The organism is Winogradskyella psychrotolerans (assembly GCF_018860545.1).
In the GTDB taxonomy this organism is placed as follows: domain Bacteria; phylum Bacteroidota; class Bacteroidia; order Flavobacteriales; family Flavobacteriaceae; genus Winogradskyella; species Winogradskyella psychrotolerans_A.
In genome coordinates, this window is the sequence record NZ_JAHKPN010000039.1 from 20869 (window position 1) to 44844 (window position 23976).

Sequence of the window (23976 nt, forward strand, 5' to 3'; positions counted from 1 at the left end):
TTTAAGAATATATTTCGTTAAATTTGAAGATTAGTAACACAAAATGATAATACATTGAGTTTTACGCTTAAAATGTCTCAAAACATGAAAATAAAAATGATGAAATTTAAAGTTCTTTTTTTACTAATAGTAATTGGTCTAGCAACGTGTAGTGTTAATGCTCAACGTGGTGTAAGAATAGGTTACATTGATACCGAGTATATTTTAGAGAATGTACCAGAGTATAAAGAAGCGTCTTCTCAGTTAAACAAGAAAGTATTACAGTGGAAGACTGAAATTGAATCGAAGTTAAATGCCATTGAGCAAAAAAAGAAAGAGCTAGATAATGAAAGTGTGCTTTTAACTAAAGAATTATACGATGAGCGTTATGAGGATATTACGTTTGAAGAAGCTGAGGTTTTAGATTATCAACAAAAGCGTTTTGGGCCAGAAGGTGATTTAATGATTCAAAAGCGTCAATTAATTGAGCCAATTCAAGATCAGATTTTTGCGGCAGTACAAGAAATTGCAGAGACTAAAAAGTATGATTTTGTTTTTGATAAATCAGCAGACGTAGTCATGTTATATTCTGCTGAGCGTTACGATATGAGCGAGCAGGTATTAAGAACAATTACCAGAACGTCTAAACGAACGCAAGCGAAAACTAAGAAAGAACGTCAGGAATTAGAAGACGAGGAAGTTGTGCCAGAGGTTAATTCGGATAAGGATGCACGTCAACAAGCTTTGGAAGATCGTAAGGCAAGTAGAGAAGAAGAATTAGCCGCAAAGCGTGCGGAACGTGAAAAGGCTGCTGAAGAGCGAAAAATAGCGCAGCAAGAATTACGAGATGCCAAGAAAAAAGAAGCTGAAGAACGTCGTCAAAAAGTAATTGATGAAAGAAATGCGAGGTCTGGTTCTACTGCCAGTGAAGTAAAAACTATTGAGGTCGATACGACTTCTAAAGCTAAAGCGATTGTAAAATCAGATAGTATAAAAGTGGAAGGTAGCGTTAAAAAGGATTCAATTAGTTCTGAAACGCCAAAAACAGCCGCGGAAATAGCTGCAGACATTCGAGCTCAAAAATTAAAAGATAGAGAAGCGCGTCAAAAAGCATTAGAAGAGAGAAAACAGAAAATAATAGAACAGCGTAAAAAAGCACGTGAAGAGCGTGAAAAACAAGTTCAGAGAAATGATTCTATTGCGAAAGCAAAGAAAAACGAAGACAATAATTAACAATTTATAACATCTAATACAATTAAAAACAAATGAAACATTTAAAAACTTTATTATTTGCAGCAGTACTTTTTATCGGAGCTACAAGTTTTACATCTGCCCAAAGCAACGTTGCACATATTAATAAACAAGAATTAATTAAAGGGATGCCAGCTTATGCAACAGCTCAAGCTGAAATTGAGAAGTTGAGCAAAACGTATCAAGCAACAATTCAAGAATCGCTTAAAGAATTGGATGTTAAATTAAAGCAATACAATTCGGAAGCTGAGACTCAAACAGAGCAGACTAATATTGACCGTATGACTGAAGTTGAAGGCATCAAACAAAGTCTAGGTGAGTATCAGCAACAGGCTCAGAAAGATTTACAAGAAAAAGAATTTAACCTTTTAAAGCCAATTGTTGAAAAAGCAGATAATGCGATCAAAGCAGTGGCTAAAGCTCAAGGAATTCAGTATGTTGTAGATTCTGCAATGCTAATTGTAGCAGACGGCAAAGATCTTATGGCAGACGTTAAAAAGCAATTAGGAATGTAATCCTAACTAAGAAATAGTTATTTAAAAAGTCGCTTATTATTAAGCGACTTTTTTATTTTTGTAGCCATGCGTAACAAGCCTATTGGGATATTTGATTCAGGAATTGGGGGTACTTCTATCTTCAAGGAGATTCATGAATTACTACCAAATGAAAGTTGTATTTATCTTGCAGATAGTAAAAATGCTCCTTATGGTAATAGGTCCGAAGAAGAAATCATTCAATTAAGTATTAAGAATACTGAATATCTTTTAAATCAAGGTTGTAAAATTATCGTGGTGGCTTGTAATACCGCAACAACAAACGCTATAATTTACTTAAGGAAAAACTATGATATTCCATTCATCGGTATAGAACCTGCTATAAAACCCGCTGCTTTAAAAACACAAACCAAGGTCGTTGGTATTTTAGCAACCAAAGGCACGTTGAGTAGTCAGCTCTTCCATAAAACTATAGACCTATATTCTAAGGATATTAAAATTATAGAACAAGTAGGAGAAGGCATTGTTCCTTTAATTGAATCTGGTCAATTAGATTCTGAAGCCATGCAAATGTATTTAGAAACTTATTTAGAGCCTATGCTAAAGCAGGATATAGATTATTTGGTTCTAGGTTGCACCCATTATCCCTACCTCATTCCTATGCTTACTAAAATGCTTCCAGCTCATGTGAAAATTATTGATTCGGGTAGAGCAGTAGCTAAACAGACACAGGCCGTATTATCTCAATTGGACGTTTTGAGTAATTCAATAGAAAATCCAAGGATTCAATTATTTTCAAATGGAGATGTTTCCGTTCTAAAATCTATACTGGATGATAAATTTGATGTGTCTTATTTAGACTTTTAGTAAGGTTTTCGTTTACAGACCTACTAATTTAAGGATGAAATTACTCTTTGTTTATAATGCCAACTCGGGACAATTAAATTCATTGTTTGATGCAGGTCATAAATTGATAAGTCCTTCAACGTATAAGTGTTCGTTATGTGCGTTGACACATCATACATTTTCAAAAAAGCGGCTTTGGAAAAAGTTTGAAATAGATAGTCAAGTAGAGTTAGCATTTTACCACAAAGATGAATTTGAAACGATGTTTCCCAACTTGGATATGAGGTATCCTACGATTTTAAAATATGATGAACACCATTTTTCAGAAGTCTTCGGGGCTGAAGTTCTAAATGAAATTTCAAATGTTGAAGACTTGATAGAACGCTTAAAACTTCAGCTTTCAGATTATGTACCTTAATGATTATTCCTTAAACCAACTAGAATATTCAACGTAGTTGTTTGCAATTCTATCAATTTCACCAGAAATTAATTCTTGGCTAATATCCTTAACTTTTTTCGCTGGTACGCCAGCATATATACTTCCAGATTCTACAACCGTATTTTTAGTGACTACTGCACCAGCAGCAATGATACTATTGCTTTCAATGACGCAGTCGTCCATTACAATGCTTCCCATCCCGATAAGTACATTGTCTTTTATGGTGCATCCGTGTACAAGGGCGTTATGTCCAATAGATACATTATTACCAATGGTTGTGGGTGATTTTAGATAGGTAGCGTGTATAACGGCTCCATCTTGAATGTTCACTTTATTACCCATCTTTATAAAATGTACATCGCCTCTAATTACGGCATTAAACCACACACTGCATTGTTGCCCAATGGTGACGTCTCCTACTATAGTTGCATTTTCTGCGATGAAGCAATCTTCTGGAATCTGAGGCTGTTTCCCTCTAACTGATTTAATTATTGGCATATATTATTACTTAAGAGATGTAGATTTGTTTTGTACTCTAAAGATAAACTGAAAAATCGTATTAATCAGAATTTATGGTATAAAAAAAGAGCAGCACAAGTGCTACTCTTTAGTATTCTCTTATATAAAATAATATCTATATATCTTCAGCGTCTCTTAAACCTTGAATATATTCAGCTTTCTGAATTTCTCTTCTTCTTTTAACAGAAGGTTTAGCGAAATAACGCTTTTCTCTTAAGTTCTGCATAATTTGCACATTTCTGTGTTTACGCTTGTAACGCTTAAGTGCACGTTCTATATTTTCTCCTTCTTTGATTTCGATTTTAATCATTATATCGATATATTTTTGTTAACTATTTCTTGCAAATGGTCGGCAAATATATGCTAACTATTTGAAAATAAAAAATTAAATTAAAATTTTAAACATTTATTTTTAGTAATAAAACTTTTAAAGTGCTTTAAGTAGTCATTCTAGGGCTATAATTCTAGATTTTTCCTTAATACGTCTTAAGTTTTAGCTCTAAAAGCGAAGCGTTTTAAATGACTATTTTTATCCCAAATAGGTCTTTAAAATCTTACTTTTACTAGCATGTCTTAATCTTCTAATCCCTTTTTCTCTAATTTGTCTTACACGTTCGCGTGTTAAATCGTAAATACTTCCAATTTCTTCAAGCGTCATTGGAGGTTGATCTCCAATTCCGAAGTTTAAACGAATCACATCACTTTCTTTTTGGGTAAGTGTTTCTAGGGCACGTTCTACTTCTGTATTTAAAGATTCTTTCATTAAATCTTTATCTGGTCTTGGTGATTCACCAGAACTTACTACATCGTATAAACTAAATGTTTCTCCGTCTTTTAAAGGAGCATCCATAGACAGATGACGACCAGAGTTTTTCATAGATTGTTTTACTTCACGAACACTAATGTCTAGTTCGCGAGCAATCTCATCCGCGTTTGGTGGTCTTTGATTAATTTGCTCTAAATGTGAAAATGCTTTATTAATCTTATTAATAGTACCTATTTTATTTAAAGGTAAACGAACAATACGCGATTGTTCTGCTAAAGCCTGTAATATAGCTTGTCTAATCCACCATACAGCATAAGAAATAAACTTAAAACCTCTAGTTTCATCAAAACGTTTTGCAGCTTTTACTAAGCCAGCATTTCCTTCATTTATTAAATCTGGTAATTTTAATCCTTGATTTTGATATTGCTTTGCAACCGATACTACGAATCTAAGATTGGCAGTTGTCAATTTATCTAAAGCAGCCTGATCACCGTTTCTAATGAGCTGTGCTAATTCCACCTCTTCATCTGCAGTAATTAACGGAATTTTACTGATATCCTGTAAATATTTGTCTAACGATTTATCTTCTCTGTTAGTTACCTGCTTGGTGATTTTTAATTGCCTCATGTATCCTTTTAAAATTTAGTGAACCTTCAATGTAACCTAATTATTAAGAAAAGCAAATAAAAATGCATTTATTAACAATAATTGGGAAAAAATGTTTATTTTTTCCGTTCGAATGATTAGTTCTTAGTGGAATCGGTTGCTTTTTCGGTTTCAGATTTTTTCTTCCCACTTAATATACCTCCCAAAATACTACCAACTCCTTCTTTAACTTTGTCTTCAGTAGATTGCTTAGTAGTGTCTTCTTTCGTAGATGTTGAATCTGTCGCCGTCGTCGTTGTATTTCCGCCTAAAAGTCCACTTAGTAAATCATTAACTTTATCTTTTCCTTGCCCAATTAATTTTTGTTTTTCTATTTCAATCAATTGTTGGGTTAAGTTAGAAACACCAGACGTTAAATCTGTTTTAATATTTGGACTCGTAAACGTTCCACCAATATTTGCTGTAACAGGAACCGTTAGATTATTGACTTCACTGTCGTTAATCTTCCCAATTAAACGATTCACTTCGCTTCCTAAGTATTTTGCTGGGACTTGTAAAACGGCATTATAATTCATGGTGTTCGTGAAACTATGAGATCCTGAAACTTCAATAGGGATGTCTTTATATTTAAGTGTAAATGGTTTCACAGATACCTGTCCGTTCTCAAAACTTAAATTTGTTTTAATATCTTTTAAATCCAAATCATTAAAATCAATAAAATCTAGCTTACTATCTAAATTGGATAGTAGTGGGCTGTTGCTAGCATCTACTTTATCTGTTAAAATTTCTGCTAAAGCACTTCCTGTCATGGTGGATAAATCTGGAGAAAAACTATCGTCTAAAAATCCACTAATATTAATGGTTGAGTTTAATTTTCCCTGTAAGACCTTAGCTATAGGTGCTAAGGCTTTTAACATATCCAAATCATTGAATGACTGTGAAATATCAAAGTTTTGCATAGCCAAATTCATATCAAAAGATGGTTGTGCAGCTTTGGTAGAAACGTTACCTGAAAGCCCTAATTGACCATTAAAAATATCTGTAGTAACATTTTTTAGACTTGCGCTTTGATCTTTTATGACTAATTGACCTTTTACATTTTTTAAATTAAGGTTATCATATATAACTGTTTTTGCATTTGCTGTAATGGTACAATCTAAGAACGCCGGAATTTTGAGAGATTCAACTTCTGTTGTTGTATCACTTGTGTTCTCTTTCGACGATTCGGTAGTTGTTGCATCTTCTGACATAAAATCTGAGAGCGCAAAAACATTAGAATTTAAATTAAAATCACCTTGTAAGTTTTTATCGCTAAGCATAAATCCTAAAAGGTTTTTTATAGTTCCTGTTGCTGAAAAATCACTTTGTCCTGTTTGGGCATCAAAGTTATTAAGACTTATAGTGCCTGGTTTAAAGGTTATGCCTGCATTATTAATTTGAATTGGATTGACCATATCATCAGAAGAAAACACAAAACCGGATAGCGATACATTTCCGTCATTTTTAATACGTTGGTACGCATTAGTTTCAATAGCATCCATATCAAACGAAGTACTAACATTTGCTTTTAGTATACCACTAAGCTCACTATCTAATTCAACAGGATAAGCTTTACTAATATTAGATAAATTTAAAACACCATTCAATTTAGCAGCAATTAACATGTTTTTGGTTAAGTTTTTAATCGAAGCTTCAGATTTAAATACATCTTCATCGATTTGAAAATTGAGTTTATTAATATTTACAAAGGTGTCATCAACATTACCTGTAGTATTTTTCACAGAAGCATCGATTGAAATGTTTCGAACACTTTTTGGGAGGTCTGGAAATTTAAAAGAGGCATTTTCAGAATTAAGAGTAATATCTAATGTAGGAATGGTTTCTTCTGAAACTAAACCTTTAATCACACCATTAACGGTGAAGTTTCCAGTAGTGCTTACATTGTCGATGTTCTTAGCATAGGCTTCTGGTATAAGAGCTAAAAAACTCTTAAATGATGCTTCCGGATTTTTAAAAGTGATGTCAATTTCTTGGCCAGCATCTACCAATTGCACAAAGCCATCAAATTCCAATGGCAAAGCATTGATGTAGGCCTTATTTTCTTTAAATGTATATTTCTGTTGCTCTAAATCTAAATCGATAAGTGCATCTAATTTAATGCTGTGGTTACTTAAATACTCAGTGCTATCCATGGCAAAGGTCACATTCGCTTCAGTATTGGTGTCCAATTCAGATTTTCCACCAGAGAAAATACCAGTGCCATTATGGTTAATTTCAGTAAGATAAAATGCCATGTTAGACGTATCATCTATGTATGTAAATGCGCTGTTATTTAATTCATAATGTTCAATATCGAAGCTAAAACCGGTAGAACTTTCTGTTTCTGAAGGTGTTTCAACAACGGCTTCATTTTCTTTTACGATATCATAATTTACAGCGCCCGTTTTATTAGTCTTTAAAACTAAAAGTAGCTCATTGGCAATTATTTCATTAACTTCTAAAGGTTCATCGGTACCATTTAAGAGTTGCATAACACCCATTTCAAAAGATAAAGATTTAGCGGTTGCTAAGGTTTCTCCTGCAAAAGGTGCTCTATTGATGATTTTTAAGTTGTCGACACTAATTTCAGCTTTAGGAAAACTACTGATAAGACTTAAACTAATATCATTAAAAGTGAGTTCGGCATTTAAATTTTCATCCGCATAGTTCTGAACAATTGTATCTACTTTAGATTCTAATATAAAAGGAATTGCAATAAGAATCGCAATAAACACGAGTAATACAATTCCAATAATTTTCAAAAATTTCTTCATAAGGCTTATTTATGGTTTAAGACAATATACTATATACGCAAAATACCGTATTAAAGTTGCTAATATCGCTAAGTTTAAGAAGATTTTAGTGTTTTGATTGGCCGTTATAGTAAATTTATTTCCTCATTTAATTTTAGCTTGAAGCGTTTACGGAATAAATACACGCCGAAGTATAGAAAAGGAGTGTCTAGTATAGCGACTAAAACCTTAAAAATAAAGCCGCTAATAAGCAAGCCTGCGAAGTTTTGCCAATCTATAATTCCGAACGAACATAGCAAGGTCACAATGGTGAGCGTATCGATAAATTGTGAAAACCAGGTAGAAAAATTATTACGCAACCAAAGATGTTTGCCTTTGGTTAATCGTTTCCAGAAATGATAAATTTGAATGTCTACAAATTGTGCAAATAGGTACGTTACCATACTCGCAAAAACAGCGAGTGATGTATTTCCAAAAACTTGATTAAACATGTTATCATCTACGTAAGACCACGAAGTAGCAGGTACATTAGAAGCTGTATAAATAATTAGAAGTGAAAATAATGAGGCGAAAATTCCAATAATCACAATGTCGTTAGCACGTTTTCTACCATATATCTCACTAATTAAATCGGTAATAAGAAATGTGATTGGGTATGGTAAAATACCAACAGAAATTTCGAATAATTTCGTTCCAAATATTTCATTGCCATAAGGATACCAATAGAAAAATTTTTGAAATATTAAATTAGAAACGACTAGTGAAGTGATGAAAAGACCTCCAAGGAGGAGGTAAATACGTTGTGCTAAAAGCTTGTCTTTTAATGACATTAAAAATGGTTAATAAATAGTTTCGGTAAAGCTAAAGTAATAAAATTTGTTTTAGTTATTTTGTTGCTTCGATGAAACCAACTAAAAACATTCACATAGCATTAGGGAGTAACAAAGGCAATAAATTGCAGTATTTGCAATCGGCTATTGATGCTATTTTTGAACGTATTGGTGCGGTTAAGAAGATTTCTAAAGTCTATAAAACACCAGCATTTGGTTTTGAGGGTGATGATTTTTATAATGCTTGTATTACGGTTCAAACAGAGTTGAAGCCTAAGAGAGTTCTGAAGTTGCTTCAAGAAATTGAAGTAGAATTAGGGCGCAAATCTAAATCGAGCCAAGGGTATGAGTCTCGTGAAATAGATTTGGATATTATTTTTTTTGAAGATGAAGTTATCGAAGAAAAAACCTTAATAATTCCGCATCCCGAACTTCAGAACCGTAAATTCGTTTTACAGCCGCTTATGGATATTTCAAAATCCATACAGCATCCCATTTTAAAGCGGTCAATTGATGTTTTATTACAAGAATGTAAAGACGATTCAGACATAGAATCCTTAAATATTTGGTTGAAAAACCCGAAAAAATCTTACACGTTTAAGGATTTTAATTATATCGCCATTGAAGGTAATATTGGAGCCGGAAAAACGAGTTTGGCTAATAAAATTGCAAGTGACTTTAATGCGAAATTGATCTTAGAACGTTTTGCCGATAATCCGTTCTTACCAAAATTTTACAAGGAACCAGAGCGTTATGCATTTACATTAGAGATGTCATTTTTAGCAGACCGTTACCAACAAATTTCTGACGATTTATCGCAATTGGATTTGTTTAAAGATTTTATGGTAAGCGATTATGATGTTTATAAATCTTTAATTTTTTCAAAAATAACCTTGCCAGAAGATGAGTTTAGGTTGTATAGGAAATTATTTTATCAGGTGTATAAAGACATTGCAAAACCCGACTTGTATGTATATCTGTATCAAAATACGGAACGTTTACAAGCTAACATAAAAAAGCGAGGCCGAAATTATGAGAAGGAGATTAAAGATGACTATCTAGACAAAATAAACACGGGTTATCTTGAGTTTTTAAAAAGTCAGCAAGATATGAATGTTATGATTATTGATATTTCGGATAAGGACTTTGTGAAGTCTCGTGAAGATTATTTGTGGTTGTTAGGCGAGATTAATGCAGCTTCGGTAAGAAGTGAGAAGTAAGTTGTGTTATGTTGGAAGTTTGTTTAATTACTTCGTTTGGTTTCCAGAATGCCGTGTAATTACAGAATCTCATTATTTAGGCTAACAAGAATTATGCGATTTCTCGCTATCTCTCGAAATGACTAAAACTTTAATCAAAAATATATAGTGTAGTCACAATAACCCCTTTATTATCCTCAGGAATTATTTCATTTAAAATTTTAACTTTTTTTATTTTCAAATTGAAAGGCGCAGCCAATACATCAACACCACTTTGTTTTTTAATTCTTATGCCTTGGCCCGAAATAATATCCTTATTAGGTGTGAAGTTCCCTTCTGGAAGATGTTCAGTAAGAATAATGTATTTATACTTTGGTAATTTCTTAACAATTTTCAGAATTTCAGCATTAGATAAATGTTGAAGGACTTGTCTTAATATGATGCAATCTGCTTTAGGAAGTTCATCATCGACAATATTTAGGCCATAAAACTCTAAATTTTCGGCTTTAAATAACTTTTTATTTCTTTCGATGAGATTTTCAACGATATCAATTCCAATATATCTTTGAGTATATTTTGTAAGATGTTTTCCAATATTGAAATCACCACAACCCAAATCGCAAACCGTTAAGGCATTGTTATGAGATTTTAAAAAAGTAGAAACACACTCTAAATAAGGTGCAACAATATTAGCGTCGTGAGAACCAGAACCTGAATAAAAATCAAAATCTTTTCCGCCCCAAAGATGCATGTCGTAAACTTGTTGCATGGCGTCTTTTGTTGGCCAAGGTGTCTTTGTTTTCTTTTTCATGATTTGTTATTCCTGCGAAGGCAGGAATCTACTTATTTGTGTTCTTAAGGTTATGGATTCCTGCCTTCGCAGGAATGACAGTTGATAGTTTAGATGGGCTTTTTCATCTTACTAAACACATCCCAAATTACAACACCACAACTCACCGAAATATTTAAAGAATGCTTGGTGCCATATTGTGGGATTTCAATCACTACGTCACTGGTATCAACGACGTTTTGGTCTACACCTTTAACCTCGTTACCGAATACAAAAGCGTATTTTTCGTTAGGCTGAGGTTTAAAATTATTGAGCATTGTTGCGTTTTCGGCTTGTTCAATAGAGCAGATTTTCACATTTTCTGCTTTAAGTTTATTAATAACATCTAAGGTGTTTTCTGCATATTCCCAGTCTACAGTTTCTGTACTTCCTAAAGCTGTTTTTCTAATGTCGTTATGAGGTGGTTGCGCAGTGATGCCGCAGAGATAAATTTTTTCGATTAAAAAAGCATCACTCGTTCTAAAGACGGAACCAATATTGTTTAAACTTCTAATATTATCTAGGATGATAATAATAGGAGATTTTTCAGCCGTTTTAAATTCTGAAACTTCTAATCGGTCTAATTCTTCGTTTTTTAACTTTCTGCTTTTAGTGTACTTCTGTGACATCTAATATATTTGTCATTCCTGCGCAGGCAGGAATCTATTTGTTATTTAATTCCTATTATGGATTCCTACCTGCGCAGGAATGACAGCTTATTTCACTTATCAACATCTGTAAATAACTTCTAGTCTTTCGGTTTTAATAAACCTCAAAATATAAGTAATTTAGCGAACTTTCAGTTCTGAAATGTTCAGAGCAAAAATATAACTTAAAACGAGATTACCATTGGCTAAAAGCGCAAAAAAAGTAACACCATTAATGAAACAGTATAATGCCATCAAGGTAAAATATCCTGATGCCTTATTACTGTTTAGAGTTGGCGATTTTTACGAAACCTTTGGTAGCGATGCTGTAAAAGCGTCTAAGATTTTAGATATTATCTTAACAAAACGTGGTGCTGGTAGCGAAAGCGAAATTGAATTGGCAGGTTTTCCACATCATTCTTTAAACACCTATTTGCCAAAATTAGTTAGAGCGGGTGAGCGTGTTGCTATTTGCGATCAGTTAGAAGATCCAAAGCAAACCAAAACCATTGTTAAACGAGGTGTTACAGAATTAGTAACACCAGGTGTGGCTTTTAACGATGATATATTACATTCTAAATCTAACAACTTTTTAGCGGCTGTTTATTTTGAAAAACAACGTATAGGTATCGCTTTTTTAGATATTTCTACGGGCGAGTTTTTAACCTCACAAGGCAATGCAGAGTATATAGATAAGTTACTTCAGAATTTTAATCCAAGTGAAGTTTTAATTTCTAAGCAAAGTCGAAAAGTGTTTTCTGAAAACTTCGGAAATGATTTTCATACCTTTTATTTAGAAGACTGGGTGTTTCAAGCTGATTACGCCAATGAAACATTAACGAAACATTTCAACACTAAAACATTAAAAGGTTTTGGTATTGAAGATTTATACGAAGGGATTATTGCATCTGGTGTGGTGCTTCATTATTTAGGCGAAACACGTCATAATAAGTTAGAGCATATTGCCACAATTTCTAGAATTGCCACAGACGATTATGTATGGATGGATAAATTCACGATTCGTAATCTAGAACTTTATAATTCTACCAATGCCAATGCAGTGACACTGATAAATGTCATCGATAAGACGATTTCTGCTATGGGCGGACGAACACTTAAACGTTGGTTGGCTCTTCCCTTAAAACATGCTGAAAAAATAAAACAGCGTCATGAAGTCGTCAAATATTTATTGGAAAATGAATCTGTATTACAAAAGATTCAAGGACAAATAAAACATATTGGAGATATTGAACGTCTCATTTCAAAAATTGCAACGACTAAGGTAAGTCCACGCGAAGTGATTCAGCTTAAAAACTCTTTAGATGCTATTGTGCCTATAAAGTCAGTGGCAGAAACATGCGACAACGAAGCTTTAAAAGTTTTAGGAGATAATTTGCATCGTTGCGATTTGTTACGTGAAAAGATAAAGGAAACCTTAAACGAAGATGCACCTGTTAATATCTTAAAAGGAAGTACAATTGCTGCTGGTTTTTCAGAAGAATTGGATGAATTAAGAGGTTTGTCACATTCTGGAAAAACCTATTTAGACAATATGTTGAAGCGTGAAAGCGAGCGTACAGGTATCACATCGCTAAAGATTGCGTCGAACAACGTTTTTGGTTATTATATAGAAGTGAGAAATGCGCACAAAGCTAAAGTTCCAGAAGAATGGATACGTAAGCAAACACTAGTAAATGCCGAGCGTTACATTACCGAAGAACTCAAAGAATACGAAGCAAAAATTTTAGGAGCAGAAGAGCGTATTTTGGCTATTGAGCAACAATTATTTGCAGAATTAGTGACGTGGATGCATCAATTTATTATTTCGGTGCAGCAAAATGCACAGTTAATTGGGCAATTAGATTGTTTATGTGGGTTCGCAAGTTTAGCAAAAACCAATAAATATACGTATCCACTAATAGATGATAGTTACGATTTAGAAATAAAAGACGGTCGTCATCCTGTTATAGAAAAGCAATTGCCTATTGGTGAACCTTATATTGCAAATGATGTCTATTTAGATAGAGATGCGCAACAAATTATTATGATTACTGGTCCAAACATGTCTGGTAAGTCAGCAATTTTAAGACAAATGGCTTTAATTGTGCTATTAGCACAGATTGGAAGTTTTGTACCTGCAGGCGAAGCTCGAATCGGTTTAGTGGATAAGATTTTTACAAGGGTAGGAGCAAGTGATAATATCTCAATGGGAGAATCGACTTTTATGGTAGAGATGAATGAGACGGCTTCTATTCTTAATAATATATCCGATAGAAGTTTAGTGCTATTAGATGAAATAGGACGAGGAACAAGCACTTATGATGGTATTTCTATCGCTTGGGCTATTAGCGAATATTTGCATGAGCATCCATCGAAGCCAAAAACATTATTTGCAACGCATTACCATGAGTTAAATGAAATGTGCGAAACTTTTGAAAGGATTAAAAACTTCAATGTATCTGTCAAAGAATTAAAAGACAATGTACTTTTTGTTAGAAAGCTAGTAGAAGGAGGAAGTGAACACAGTTTTGGAATCCACGTGGCTAAAATGGCCGGAATGCCACAGCAAGTTATTAGACGTGCAAATAAGATTTTATCCAAATTAGAGAAGTCACATTCTAGTGAAGAGTTAACAGATAAGGTAAAAAGTTTAAAAGATGATTTGCAATTGAGTTTCTTTAATTTAGATGACCCTTTGTTAATAGAAATAAAAGACGAAATTTTACATACTGATATTGATACACTTACACCGGTGGAAGCCTTGATGAAACTGAATGAAATTAAGCGAATGTTGATCAAGAAAAAGCAAGCTTAAAAAAAAATAAATTTATTTTCAAAAAAGGCTTTGGTTTTAAGATTTAAATTTTAAATTTGCATCCGCTTTTGAAGCGAAAAGTTCTTTAAAAACTGCGAAAGTAGCTCAGGGGTAGAGCATCACCTTGCCAAGGTGGAGGTCGTGGGTTCAAATCCCATCTTTCGCTCGATATAATATACCAATTTAGTTGCAGTCTGTAACTAAGATGCTGAAGTGGTGGAATTGGTAGACACGTTGGACTTAAAATCCAATGTCCATTAGGACGTACGGGTTCAAGTCCCGTCTTCAGTACCAAGCCTTTGCGGGATTTCCTGCAAAGGCTTTTTTTATTTAGGTACAACATAGGTACAACATTTCTTTATATTATAATTTTTATTTAAAATGATGTGTTTTGGCATCATTTGAAATTGTCTCTCTTCAATACAATGAAAATTTATTTTTTAACCGTCCTTGTTGTCAGCAGAGCATAAAGCCTTTTGTTTTCGGAACTATCTAGTTTTTAAGATTTGTTTTTGTTTAGTATAATACACATTTTGTTTATTTTAATTATATTTGTGTATTATAATAAACAATTATGATTGATCCAATTACAATCAAAGACGTGAAATTGAAGTTAGGCGAGCTTTGTAGGAAGAAAAGGCAAAGTTACGGTTTGTCTCAAGAAGATCTTGGCGAAGTTTTAGGTTTGTCTAGATATACGATTCAGAAATTTGAGAGCGGTAAAAATGCCACGCTTGATACGGTTTTGAAAATTGTTAATCATTTTGGATTATTACCATCTATTACTAAAGAAATAGATCAGGAAATTGCAAATCAAAACAACATTTCATTATATTAATAAATGGCTAGAGATAAAATCATAGATATTATTGCTTTTGGCCAGGAGATTGGGAAATTAGGATATGACCTGGATCAGGGCAAATCTTTTTTTCAATACAACCCTGAATTTTTAGATCTAGGAAAATACTCAAAGTTATTTCCGTTTATTTTTAAACGCAGAAAGCCAGCACAGATATTTACAGAATACCAACAAGACACTTTTCAAGGTTTACCACCTATGATTGCCGATTCTTTACCTGATACCTTTGGTAATATTATATTTCAAGAATGGTTAACAGCAAAAGGTGTTAAGAAAATAACACCTTTAGAGCAGTTGACTTATGTGTCAAATCGTGGAATGGGAGCTCTGGAATATAAACCAATCAAAGAATTACCACAATCTTCCGAAATAAATATTGATAATATTATTTCTATTTTAGAAAAAGTACTAAAATTAAAAGAAAATACTACAGGCGAAAATCTAAGCGAATTATCATTACTAAACGTTTTCAAAATAGGAACATCAGCTGGTGGAGCAAGACCAAAAATATTAATATCAGAACATAAAAAAACAGGAGAAATTATTGCGGGTGATAGAGAGATTAGCGAAGACTATAATCACTATTTAGTAAAACTTCATATAGATGATAGTGATGGATATAATAAAGAAAAAGTAGAATATATCTATTACATATTGGCAGAAGAAGCAGGTATCGATATGATGCAATCTAAGCTGATAGAAAATAAACATTTTGCTACACTTAGATATGATAGACAAAACGGAGAAAAACAGCACGTATTAACCGTTACTGGTTTAACTGGTTGGGACTTTAAGAGTCAGCCAGAAAACTCTTCCTATGAGAATGTTTTCAAGGTAGCTTTAAGTCTAGAAGTACCACATAAGGATTTACAGCAACTATTTAAGCGTATGGTGTTCAATCTAGTTTTCAGGAATGTAGACGACCATTTAAAAAACCATAGTTTTATCTATAACAAAGAAAGTAATAGTTGGAATTTAGGACCTGCATACGATTTAACCTATGCACTCAATCCACTATTCACATTCAAAACAACATCTAGAGCTTTATCCATTAATGGTAAGCGTACTTCATTAACAATTAAAGATATCCTTACTATTGCTGAAGAATTTTCTATAAAGAACCCTAAAGGAATTATTGAAGATGTCCAAGCCTTAATTCCTCGATGGTCAGCGCTTGCTGCTGAATTAGAAATACCTGAGAATATTATTAAAGCAATTCAAAAAGAAATAAAGGAAATAGAATATGGCAAATAGCAAACACGCACATTTGAGATATAACATTCTAGATTATTGCTTTCGTAATAAGTCTTATGGCTTTGACGAATTATTAAAGTTTCTAAATGAAGGTATCGAAGAATTATATCCTGGAGAAAGTATATCCAGAAGAACATTAAGTGAGGATATTAAAGTCTTTAGAGATGAAAAAAACGGATTTGGAGCACCATTACCTGAAGGTATAAGAATTTACAAATACTCTGATACGAATTTTACAATTGCGCAAAGACAGTTACAGAAATATGAACAATATTTAATTGAGGCTGCTCAACAATTATTATCTAGATTTGAGAATCATCCTAAATATAATAAACTCTCAGAAGCCTTAATAAAATTTCAAGATGAAGAAGAGCAAGAAAATGATGCTAAAAAGATCTTGTTTTATGATCATAACGAAGAATACAAAGGTATAAAACATCTTAAGCCATTATATTTAGCGATTAAGAAAAAACAAGCACTTCAGATAACCTACAAAGGTTTTAAAGATGAATCATCTACAGCGTTTGAGTTTCATCCTCACATATTAAAGCAATACAATAGAAGGTGGTTTGTTTTTGGTTTAAACAAGACTAGAGAAATCAAAGAATGGAGTATTCCATTAGACGAAAGGCTTATTGAATTTGATGAGCTTGAAGATATTGATTACATAGAATCAAACACAGATTGGGATGCTTTTTTTAGAACAATGGTGGGTGTGGTTAGACCTAGAGGTTCAGAAGTAGAAAAAGTAGTCTTACGTTTTTATAATGGGAGAGAAAACTATTTTAAAACAAAACCATTCCAACCAGATTTTGAAGAATTTTTTGAAGAAGAAAAACAAGATCAAGTTTGGTTTGAAACCATCATTAATCCAGAGTTAGTGCAACAATTATTGTCTTATGGAAAGGATGTCGAAATATTAGAACCAGAGGAATTAAAAGAACAACTTAGTGAACATTCAAAAGTAATGCAACAGTATTATTGCAGATAACTATGCAAGCACCTCGCATAGTTTAATGTTAAATTTGCAGAGTTAAAAAAGATAGAATTAATTATGACCTTACACGAAGCTATAGAACAAGTCCTGCAAAATGCAGAAAAACCTCTTCAATCAAGAGATATAGCTGATGTTATAAATAATCTAAAGCTTTACAAGCGTAAAGATGGACTTCCGGTCTCACCATCTCAAGTAACAACGAGAGCAAATAATTATACAAAACTCTTCACTAGGGAGGCAGGTAAGATTAAATTATTTAAAGATGATATTGTAAGCTTAAAATTTCAGCATTATAGAAATCTTCTGGTTCATCAGTCAGATTTTAATAGAATATCTGGAAAAGCAGATATGCGTAATTTAAGTGCACTAATTATTGTATTGCTTTTTTTACTGACTTATAGCGTCAATGCCCAAACAAAGGACAGTATAGCGAGTGCGCTTAAATTTCAAATTAAAGAAGCAGACTCAGATTCAATAAGGTTATCACTTAAAGCAGATCTCGCAACGCGTCTAGCATTTTTTGATAGAGCAATTGCTAAAGAAGCCTATTTAGAAGTTGTAAAAGCAATTAACGATAAAAATTACACTAGTGATTACTATCTAAGGCTGAAAGCAAAAGTACTTTACAGTCTTTCTAGTGTATCATCTAACTTAGGTGATTATACTGAAGCCTTAAAATATGCCAATGAGGCTTTTGATCTTGCAACTGCAATACAATATAATAGAATTGCAGGAAAAAGTATAAGTAGTATGGGAGCTGTCTACAAACGGTTAAATGATATTGAAAAAGCTAAGTATTACTACAAGCGTGCCTTAACAATGCAAAAAAATGACAGTATACCTAGCGGCTACATTATTACTTTAAATAGATTGGGAGCCGTTTATGCAGAAGAAAAAAAGTATGATTCTGCTCGTTATTATTTTAAAAAGTGTATAGCTATTGATACCACAAAAATGTATCATATAGGAGTAAAGGCGAATATAGCTAACACTTACAGAAAAGAAAAAAAATATAATATTGCTATTAAAACCTTTAATGAAAATTTAAATATTTTAAATAATACTAAAGAATACGAGCACTTATCAAACAACCATTTAAGCCTTGCTACTGCATATAAAGAACAAAGCAAGTATACTAAAGCGAGTATATATATTGACAGTGCTATTATTTATGCAAAAAGGGTAAACTCACATATTTTATTGAAGTTATCGTATGAAGAAAAAGCCGAAATTGCATATAATAACAAAAATTACGCGGCATCTCGTAAGGCTTATTTAACTTACAATAAATACAAAGATTCTCTAATAAGCGAAAGCAGAACAAAACGTTTAGCAGATTTAGAATATGCTTATCAATATAAAAAAGAAAAAGAGGTCGCAGCAATCAATTTAAATAATGAATCTATAAAAAAGCGCTTGTATTTTATACTTTTAATCATAATGGCTTTAGTAGCCGCTGTTATGTTTTATTTAATTAGAAAAAATAACAAGCAGAAACTAGAACTTAAACACCTTGAAAAGCTTAAAGCAGACCTAGCGCTAGCAAATCGTGAAACTGAACTTAAAAAAGTGGTCATCGAAAACTCTATTACAGAAGAAGTCCTTAACAAAACACTCGATGACATAAAGCAAATTATAACCTTTGAAAACGAGAAAGAGCAACAATCTGCATTACGCTCATTATCCGCGGCTTTACTTTCAGAAAAAACAGTGCAAAAGTCGTCCACAAACCTACAATCGTATATCGATGATGTACATATGGATTTTAAAATAGCTTTAGATACCCATTTTCCGCAACTAAGCACTAACGAAAAAGAACTGCTTTACCTTATGAAAGCCGGACTAAAAACGACTGAAATTAGTAAGCTTCAAAATACAACTCTAGCTGCCGCCAAATCCACACGCTATCGCATCCGTAAAAAATTGGGTTTAGACTCCAACCAAGATATTATCGATTTTATTGATCGTAAATCTGCACTATAGTTGTAAAAACCCGACATATTTAATTTTCTGATTTACAGATATTTAACTCAACCACTACCTTTTTACTACCCTGTTTTTCTTGTTTCTAATTGCTTTTGATGAGTTCTTTGCTTAGCCACATAGCTAAAGCATAGATATCTTTAAAGTAACATGAAACCGTCAATTCAGTATACCAAAAGCGACACTATTAACATCGCCTATCAAGTCTTCGGATCTGGCCCCATTGATTTGGTCTATATTCCAGGTTGGATTTCTAATATCGATTGGATGTGGGCGTGCCCTGAGCTTGTTAACTTTTTTAAGGAGCTTGGTAAAATTGCTAGAGTCATTCTATTTGATAAAAGAGGCACAGGATTGTCAGATCGCGTTGTTAGTTTTTCTACGCTAGAAGAACGTATGGAAGACATTAAAGACGTTATGGATGCTGTAGATTCTAAAAAGGCTATTCTGTTTGGGCATTCTGAAGGCGGTTCTGTGTCTGCCCTATTTAGTGCCACTTACCCTAACCGCGTTATTGCCCTAATGGCTTTTGGTATTTTTGCTAAACGACGTTATTCTGCTGATTATCCTTGGGCACCAACTGATGAAGAACGCCAAAAGGTGTACGACATGATTGAAAATAGCTGGGGAAGCGGTGATATGAATTTAGAATCTCTTGCACCTTCTAAAGCTAATGATAAAACCTTTATGGATTGGCTAGCCAACTATTTTAGATCTGGCGCTAGCCCAAGTGCTGCATTAGAGCTCACAAAAATGAATACACAAGTCGATATTATTGATATTTTAAAATACATCAAAGTACCAACACTTTTAATGCAACGCACCAATGATATTGATGTAAAAATAGAAGAAGGTAAATTTATTTCACGACATATAAAGAACTCTAAATTTGTAGAGTTTAATGGTAACGATCATTTGTTTTGGGCTGGTAATACAGAGGAAGTTTTGGATGAGATGATAACATTCATCACAACCTTAAAACCAAATAAGGTGGCAAAGAAAGGACTATCTACCTTACTATTAGTAGATATTAATTCGCAATTAAAATCTAGTACTAAAAAAGAACTTATAGAAAATTCTGTAGAGCAATCGGGAGGTAGAATACTTTTTAAGGACAAAAACTTTTTCGTAGCATCTTATAAAATTTCTGGCAACGCCCTAAGATACGGTGTCGATTTAGGACAGCAATTAAATAATATCAACGTAAGCTACATAATGGGTTTATATATTAAAGAAACCTTAGATAAACATAAATTAAACGATCGCGACTGGTATATTATACAAGCAATGCGTGATCAAGTAAGATTTAATCAAATTTTTGTAACAAAAGACATCAAATATTTATTAACTGGTGCTGCTTATAAATTCAATAGGGCGTGTGCTGTACTAGAATATAACTCATGTAACCTCGTGCAATTATATAGTGTCACCGATAAGTCACGTTTAAACGAAACCAATAGTATAAGCAATATGTATCCTATATCTAAATACAATTCTTTCCTAGAGGATATATTTAAGATTATTGATAATCATATAGACAACACAAAATTTGGCGTAGACATATTAGCTAAAGAAATGGGCATCGGAGAACGCCAATTACAACGTAAAATAAAAGAAACACTATATAAGTCGCCTGTACAATTAATCACGTCTATTAGATTAAACAGGGCCAAATCGGCAATACTACAACGCCATGACAATATAGCTGAAATTGCATTTCAGTTTGGGTTCTCTAGTCCCTCATACTTTTCTAAATGCTTTAAAAAGGAATTTGGCACAAGCCCTAGTGACTTATTAAACCAAATACAATAAATGGATATTTAACTAGCAAACCTTATAGAGCTATCTATAATCCTATTAAAACCCTTAAGCTATTTACTTAAGGGTTTTATTTTTCAAAGAATTACCCTACGTAAATAAATTTTAAATCGATGTCTATACACACTTAAGCGATAAAAATGTCGCAATAGTCATAGCATTATTCGGAATTGTTACAGCGCAACCTAAGGCTTGCATTTAATTTTACACCCACATAAATTATACATCCTATAATGAAAACAAAACTACTTACACTATTAGCATTACTGTGCATTACATTAAGCTTTTCACAAACAACCTTTACCGTAGATGGTTTAAACTATGAGGTAACTTCTACCAATCCTAACGAAGTTAGCGTTACAGGCGTAACACCATCCATCTTAGACTTAGTAATACCCGAAACAGTTATCGATGTTGCAACGGGTATTAGTTATAATGTAACAGCTATTGGTGAAGAAGCTTTTCTTTTTAACTCATTAACAAGTGTAACGATAGGTGAAAATGTAGTATCAATAGGTGCTTTTGCTTTTGAGAGTAGTGGATTAACAAGTGTAACGATAGGTGAAAATGTAGTATCAATAGGTTTTTCTGCTTTTCGTTTTAACTTATTAACAAGTATAACGATACCAAATAGTGTAACGACTATTGGTGATGATACTTTTCGTGATAACACATTAACAAGTGTAACGATAGGTGAAAATGTAGTATCAATAGGAGCTTCTGCTTTTGAAGATAACGACGCATTAACAACAGTCACTTCATTAAGTACAAACCCAGCAACATTACCAAGCGATGCTTTTGATGGGGAAGGAGACAATAGCGCTATAGATTTAACCATACCTTCAGGTACATCAGGAGCGTATATAGATGCAAATTGGTTAGGTTTTAATACTTATAACAACACAGATTTAACCTTTACGGTAGGAGATATAGCCTATATAATACTTGATATTATAAATAATGACGAAGTAAGTGCTGTCGGTTACATAGGTACAGCCACTGTGGTTAACATACCAGATACAGTTACAGATTCAGGAACAATTTATAATGTAACTGCTATTGGTGTTGGAGCTTTTGAAGAAAACTCATTAACAAGTGTAACTATTGGTAATAATGTAACAGCTATTGGTGAAGAAGCTTTTATAGGTAACGCATTAACAAGTGTAACTATTAGTAATAATGTCACTACTATAGGTGAACGTGCTTTTCGTAATAATGCAATAACAAGTGTAACGATACCAAATAGTGTAACTACTATAGCTCAAGGTACTTTTGCTTTAAACTCATTAACAAGTATAACGATACCTAATAGTGTAACTACTATAGGTTTTGGTGCTTTTTTTTCTAACGCATTAACAAGTGTAACGATAGGTGAAAATGTAGCATCAATTGGGGATTTAGCTTTTTCTTTTAATTCTGTACTAACAACAGTAACTTCATTAAGTACAAACCCGGCAATATTACCAAGTAAAGCTTTTGATAATGATGAAGATAATAGCGCTATAGATTTAGTTTTTCCTATTGGTTTTGAACAAGCGTATTTAGATGCAAATTGGTTAGGTTTTAATAGTTATAATAACATAGGTTTAACCTTTACCGTAGATGGTTTAGACTACGAGGTAACTTCTACCAATCCCAACGAAGTTAGCCTTACAGGCGGAACACCATCCAGCTTAGACTTAGTAATACCCGAAACAGTTACAGATTCAGGAATAATTTATAATGTAACAGCTATTGGTGAAGAAGCTTTTATAGGTAACGCATTAACAAGTGTAACGATACCAAATAGTGTAACTACTATAGGTGAACGTGCTTTCCGGGATAATCAATTAACAAGTGTAACGATACCAAATAGTGTAACTACTATAGCTCAAGGTGCTTTTGCTTCTAACTCATTAACAAGTATAACGATACCTAATAGTGTAACTACTGTAGGTCTTGGTGCTTTTAATGGTAGTTCATTAACAAGTGTAACGATAGGTGAAAATGTAGCATCAATTGGGGATTTAGCTTTTTCTTTTAATTCTGTACTAACAACAGTCATTTCATTAAGTACAAACCCGGCAATATTACCAAGTAAAGCTTTTGATAATGATGAAGATAATAGCGCTATAGATTTAACCATACCTTCAGGCACAGCACAAGCGTATGCAGATGCCACTTGGACAGGATTTAAATCCGTTACAGAAGTTAATTTTGAAGAAATCATCATAGCTCCAAAAGTATTCTTACAAGGCGCAGCCACAAATCCAAATACAGGCGAAGAAACTTTAATGCGCGACGATTTAAGAGTCTCAGATTTATTACCAACCATAAGTCCTTATACAGATGCCTTAACAGTAGATGAAACCGTTTTTAGTGTTGAAGGCAACGATGCTATTGTAGATTGGGTTTTTGTAGAGCTTCGTGATGCTACGGATAATTCGGTAATAGTAGCAAGTACATCGGCATTATTACAACGCGATGGTGATGTGGTAGATATTGATGGTATTTCAACACTTAGCTTTAATGCCTTAGCTGACAATTATTTTGTGGTCATAAAGCACCGTAACCACTTGGGGATAATGACAGCTAATACCGTTACGCTATCGGGTACTACAACAACTGTAGACTTTACAGATGCCAACAACCCCATAACCTTTGGTACCAATGCACAAACCACTTTTGGTATGCCAGCAGGTATTCTAGGTATGTGGGCAGGTAATATTAATGGTGATGGTGTTGTACAGTTCTCTGGGGCTACACCAGATGCCTCTGGGATATTAGCTAACGTGCTAAATGATACAGGTAACTTTTTAAACTTTTCAACTTTTGTTATTAATGGTTATACCACTAACGATATAGATATAAATGGTGCTGCACAATACGAAGGAGGTTCTGCGGATGCACCACTTATTTTACAAAACGTACTGGCGCATCCTAGTAATTTTTTAAACTTTTCAACTTTTGAGATTCTAGAGCAATTACCAGTAAATATTACTAATATGAATAAACAAAGTCTATTTATAAATAAAGTAAAAACCCAAATTAAATTTTAAACATTACAAAAAATT

At 33.2% G+C, this 23976-nt stretch carries 19 protein-coding genes and 2 tRNA genes; 14 read left to right on the forward strand and 7 right to left on the reverse strand.

What is annotated here, in order from left to right:
- Window positions 1-96: 96 nt before the first annotated feature.
- The 4 genes from KO515_RS12680 to KO515_RS12695 all read left to right on the forward strand — a co-directional run bounded on the left by KO515_RS12680 (window position 97) and on the right by KO515_RS12695 (window position 2988).
- On the forward strand, window positions 97-1212 hold the full coding sequence (locus tag KO515_RS12680) for an OmpH family outer membrane protein (protein ID WP_252723866.1): 1116 nt from the start codon (window positions 97-99) through the stop codon (window positions 1210-1212).
- A 32-nt stretch (window positions 1213-1244) separates the two neighbouring features.
- Complete coding sequence (locus KO515_RS12685) at window positions 1245-1745, forward strand: OmpH family outer membrane protein (protein ID WP_215936713.1); 501 nt, start codon at window positions 1245-1247, stop codon at window positions 1743-1745.
- Between the two features lie 66 nt (window positions 1746-1811).
- A complete protein-coding gene (murI, locus tag KO515_RS12690; RefSeq protein WP_215936714.1) occupies window positions 1812-2591 on the forward strand; it encodes a glutamate racemase in 780 nt (259 codons plus the stop codon).
- A gap of 34 nt (window positions 2592-2625) precedes the next feature.
- On the forward strand, window positions 2626-2988 hold the full coding sequence (locus KO515_RS12695; RefSeq protein ID WP_215936715.1) for a GTPase: 363 nt from the start codon (window positions 2626-2628) through the stop codon (window positions 2986-2988).
- 3 nt (window positions 2989-2991) lie between these two features.
- On the opposite strand, the gene KO515_RS12700 is transcribed toward KO515_RS12695, so the two are convergent.
- The 5 genes from KO515_RS12700 to KO515_RS12720 form a co-directional block, all read right to left on the reverse strand.
- The gene (locus KO515_RS12700) at window positions 2992-3507 is read right to left on the reverse strand and encodes a gamma carbonic anhydrase family protein (RefSeq protein WP_215936716.1); all 516 of its coding nucleotides are present in this window, start codon (window positions 3505-3507) and stop codon (window positions 2992-2994) included.
- A 136-nt stretch (window positions 3508-3643) separates the two neighbouring features.
- Complete coding sequence (gene rpsU / locus KO515_RS12705) at window positions 3644-3838, reverse strand: 30S ribosomal protein S21 (RefSeq protein WP_092471038.1); 195 nt, start codon at window positions 3836-3838, stop codon at window positions 3644-3646.
- 219 nt (window positions 3839-4057) lie between these two features.
- The gene (locus KO515_RS12710; RefSeq protein WP_215936717.1) at window positions 4058-4921 is read right to left on the reverse strand and encodes a sigma-70 family RNA polymerase sigma factor; all 864 of its coding nucleotides are present in this window, start codon (window positions 4919-4921) and stop codon (window positions 4058-4060) included.
- 116 nt (window positions 4922-5037) lie between these two features.
- Window positions 5038-7713, reverse strand: a complete 2676-nt coding sequence (locus KO515_RS12715) for an AsmA-like C-terminal region-containing protein (protein WP_215936718.1) — start codon at window positions 7711-7713, stop codon at window positions 5038-5040.
- A gap of 104 nt (window positions 7714-7817) precedes the next feature.
- Window positions 7818-8522: a queuosine precursor transporter gene (locus KO515_RS12720; protein ID WP_215936719.1), complete on the reverse strand. Its 705-nt coding sequence runs from the start codon at window positions 8520-8522 to the stop codon at window positions 7818-7820.
- A 71-nt stretch (window positions 8523-8593) separates the two neighbouring features.
- Here KO515_RS12720 and folK point away from each other — a divergent pair, with 71 nt between their 5' ends.
- Window positions 8594-9742: a 2-amino-4-hydroxy-6-hydroxymethyldihydropteridine diphosphokinase gene (gene folK, locus KO515_RS12725; protein WP_215936720.1), complete on the forward strand. Its 1149-nt coding sequence runs from the start codon at window positions 8594-8596 to the stop codon at window positions 9740-9742.
- 130 nt (window positions 9743-9872) lie between these two features.
- Here folK and KO515_RS12730 read toward each other — a convergent pair whose 3' ends face one another.
- Together KO515_RS12730 and KO515_RS12735 are read right to left on the reverse strand one after the other, a co-directional pair.
- Window positions 9873-10532, reverse strand: coding sequence for a class I SAM-dependent methyltransferase (locus KO515_RS12730; protein WP_215936721.1), 660 nt, complete (start codon window positions 10530-10532; stop codon window positions 9873-9875).
- An 89-nt stretch (window positions 10533-10621) separates the two neighbouring features.
- Window positions 10622-11179, reverse strand: a complete 558-nt coding sequence (locus tag KO515_RS12735) for an RNA methyltransferase (protein WP_215936722.1) — start codon at window positions 11177-11179, stop codon at window positions 10622-10624.
- Window positions 11180-11399: 220 nt separating this feature from the next.
- Here KO515_RS12735 and mutS point away from each other — a divergent pair, with 220 nt between their 5' ends.
- The 9 genes from mutS to KO515_RS12780 all read left to right on the forward strand — a co-directional run bounded on the left by mutS (window position 11400) and on the right by KO515_RS12780 (window position 23961).
- Complete coding sequence (gene mutS / locus KO515_RS12740; RefSeq protein ID WP_215936723.1) at window positions 11400-14012, forward strand: DNA mismatch repair protein MutS; 2613 nt, start codon at window positions 11400-11402, stop codon at window positions 14010-14012.
- A gap of 94 nt (window positions 14013-14106) precedes the next feature.
- A tRNA-Gly gene (locus KO515_RS12745) sits at window positions 14107-14178 on the forward strand.
- A 41-nt stretch (window positions 14179-14219) separates the two neighbouring features.
- Window positions 14220-14306 (forward strand) — tRNA-Leu (locus tag KO515_RS12750).
- Between the two features lie 280 nt (window positions 14307-14586).
- Window positions 14587-14850, forward strand: a complete 264-nt coding sequence (locus KO515_RS12755) for a helix-turn-helix domain-containing protein (RefSeq protein ID WP_215936724.1) — start codon at window positions 14587-14589, stop codon at window positions 14848-14850.
- 3 nt (window positions 14851-14853) lie between these two features.
- Window positions 14854-16125: a type II toxin-antitoxin system HipA family toxin gene (locus KO515_RS12760; protein WP_215936725.1), complete on the forward strand. Its 1272-nt coding sequence runs from the start codon at window positions 14854-14856 to the stop codon at window positions 16123-16125.
- Window positions 16115-17116: a helix-turn-helix transcriptional regulator gene (locus tag KO515_RS12765; protein ID WP_215936726.1), complete on the forward strand. Its 1002-nt coding sequence runs from the start codon at window positions 16115-16117 to the stop codon at window positions 17114-17116. The genes KO515_RS12760 and KO515_RS12765 overlap by 11 nt, the downstream gene beginning before the upstream one ends.
- A gap of 63 nt (window positions 17117-17179) precedes the next feature.
- The gene (locus KO515_RS12770; RefSeq protein ID WP_215936727.1) at window positions 17180-19105 is read left to right on the forward strand and encodes a tetratricopeptide repeat protein; all 1926 of its coding nucleotides are present in this window, start codon (window positions 17180-17182) and stop codon (window positions 19103-19105) included.
- Between the two features lie 150 nt (window positions 19106-19255).
- A complete protein-coding gene (locus KO515_RS12775) occupies window positions 19256-20917 on the forward strand; it encodes an alpha/beta fold hydrolase (protein WP_215936728.1) in 1662 nt (553 codons plus the stop codon).
- 239 nt (window positions 20918-21156) lie between these two features.
- Window positions 21157-23961 carry a leucine-rich repeat domain-containing protein gene (locus tag KO515_RS12780; RefSeq protein ID WP_215936729.1) on the forward strand — a complete coding sequence of 935 codons (2805 nt, stop codon included), beginning with the start codon at window positions 21157-21159 and terminating at the stop codon, window positions 23959-23961.
- The last annotated feature ends 15 nt before the right edge of the window (window positions 23962-23976 follow it).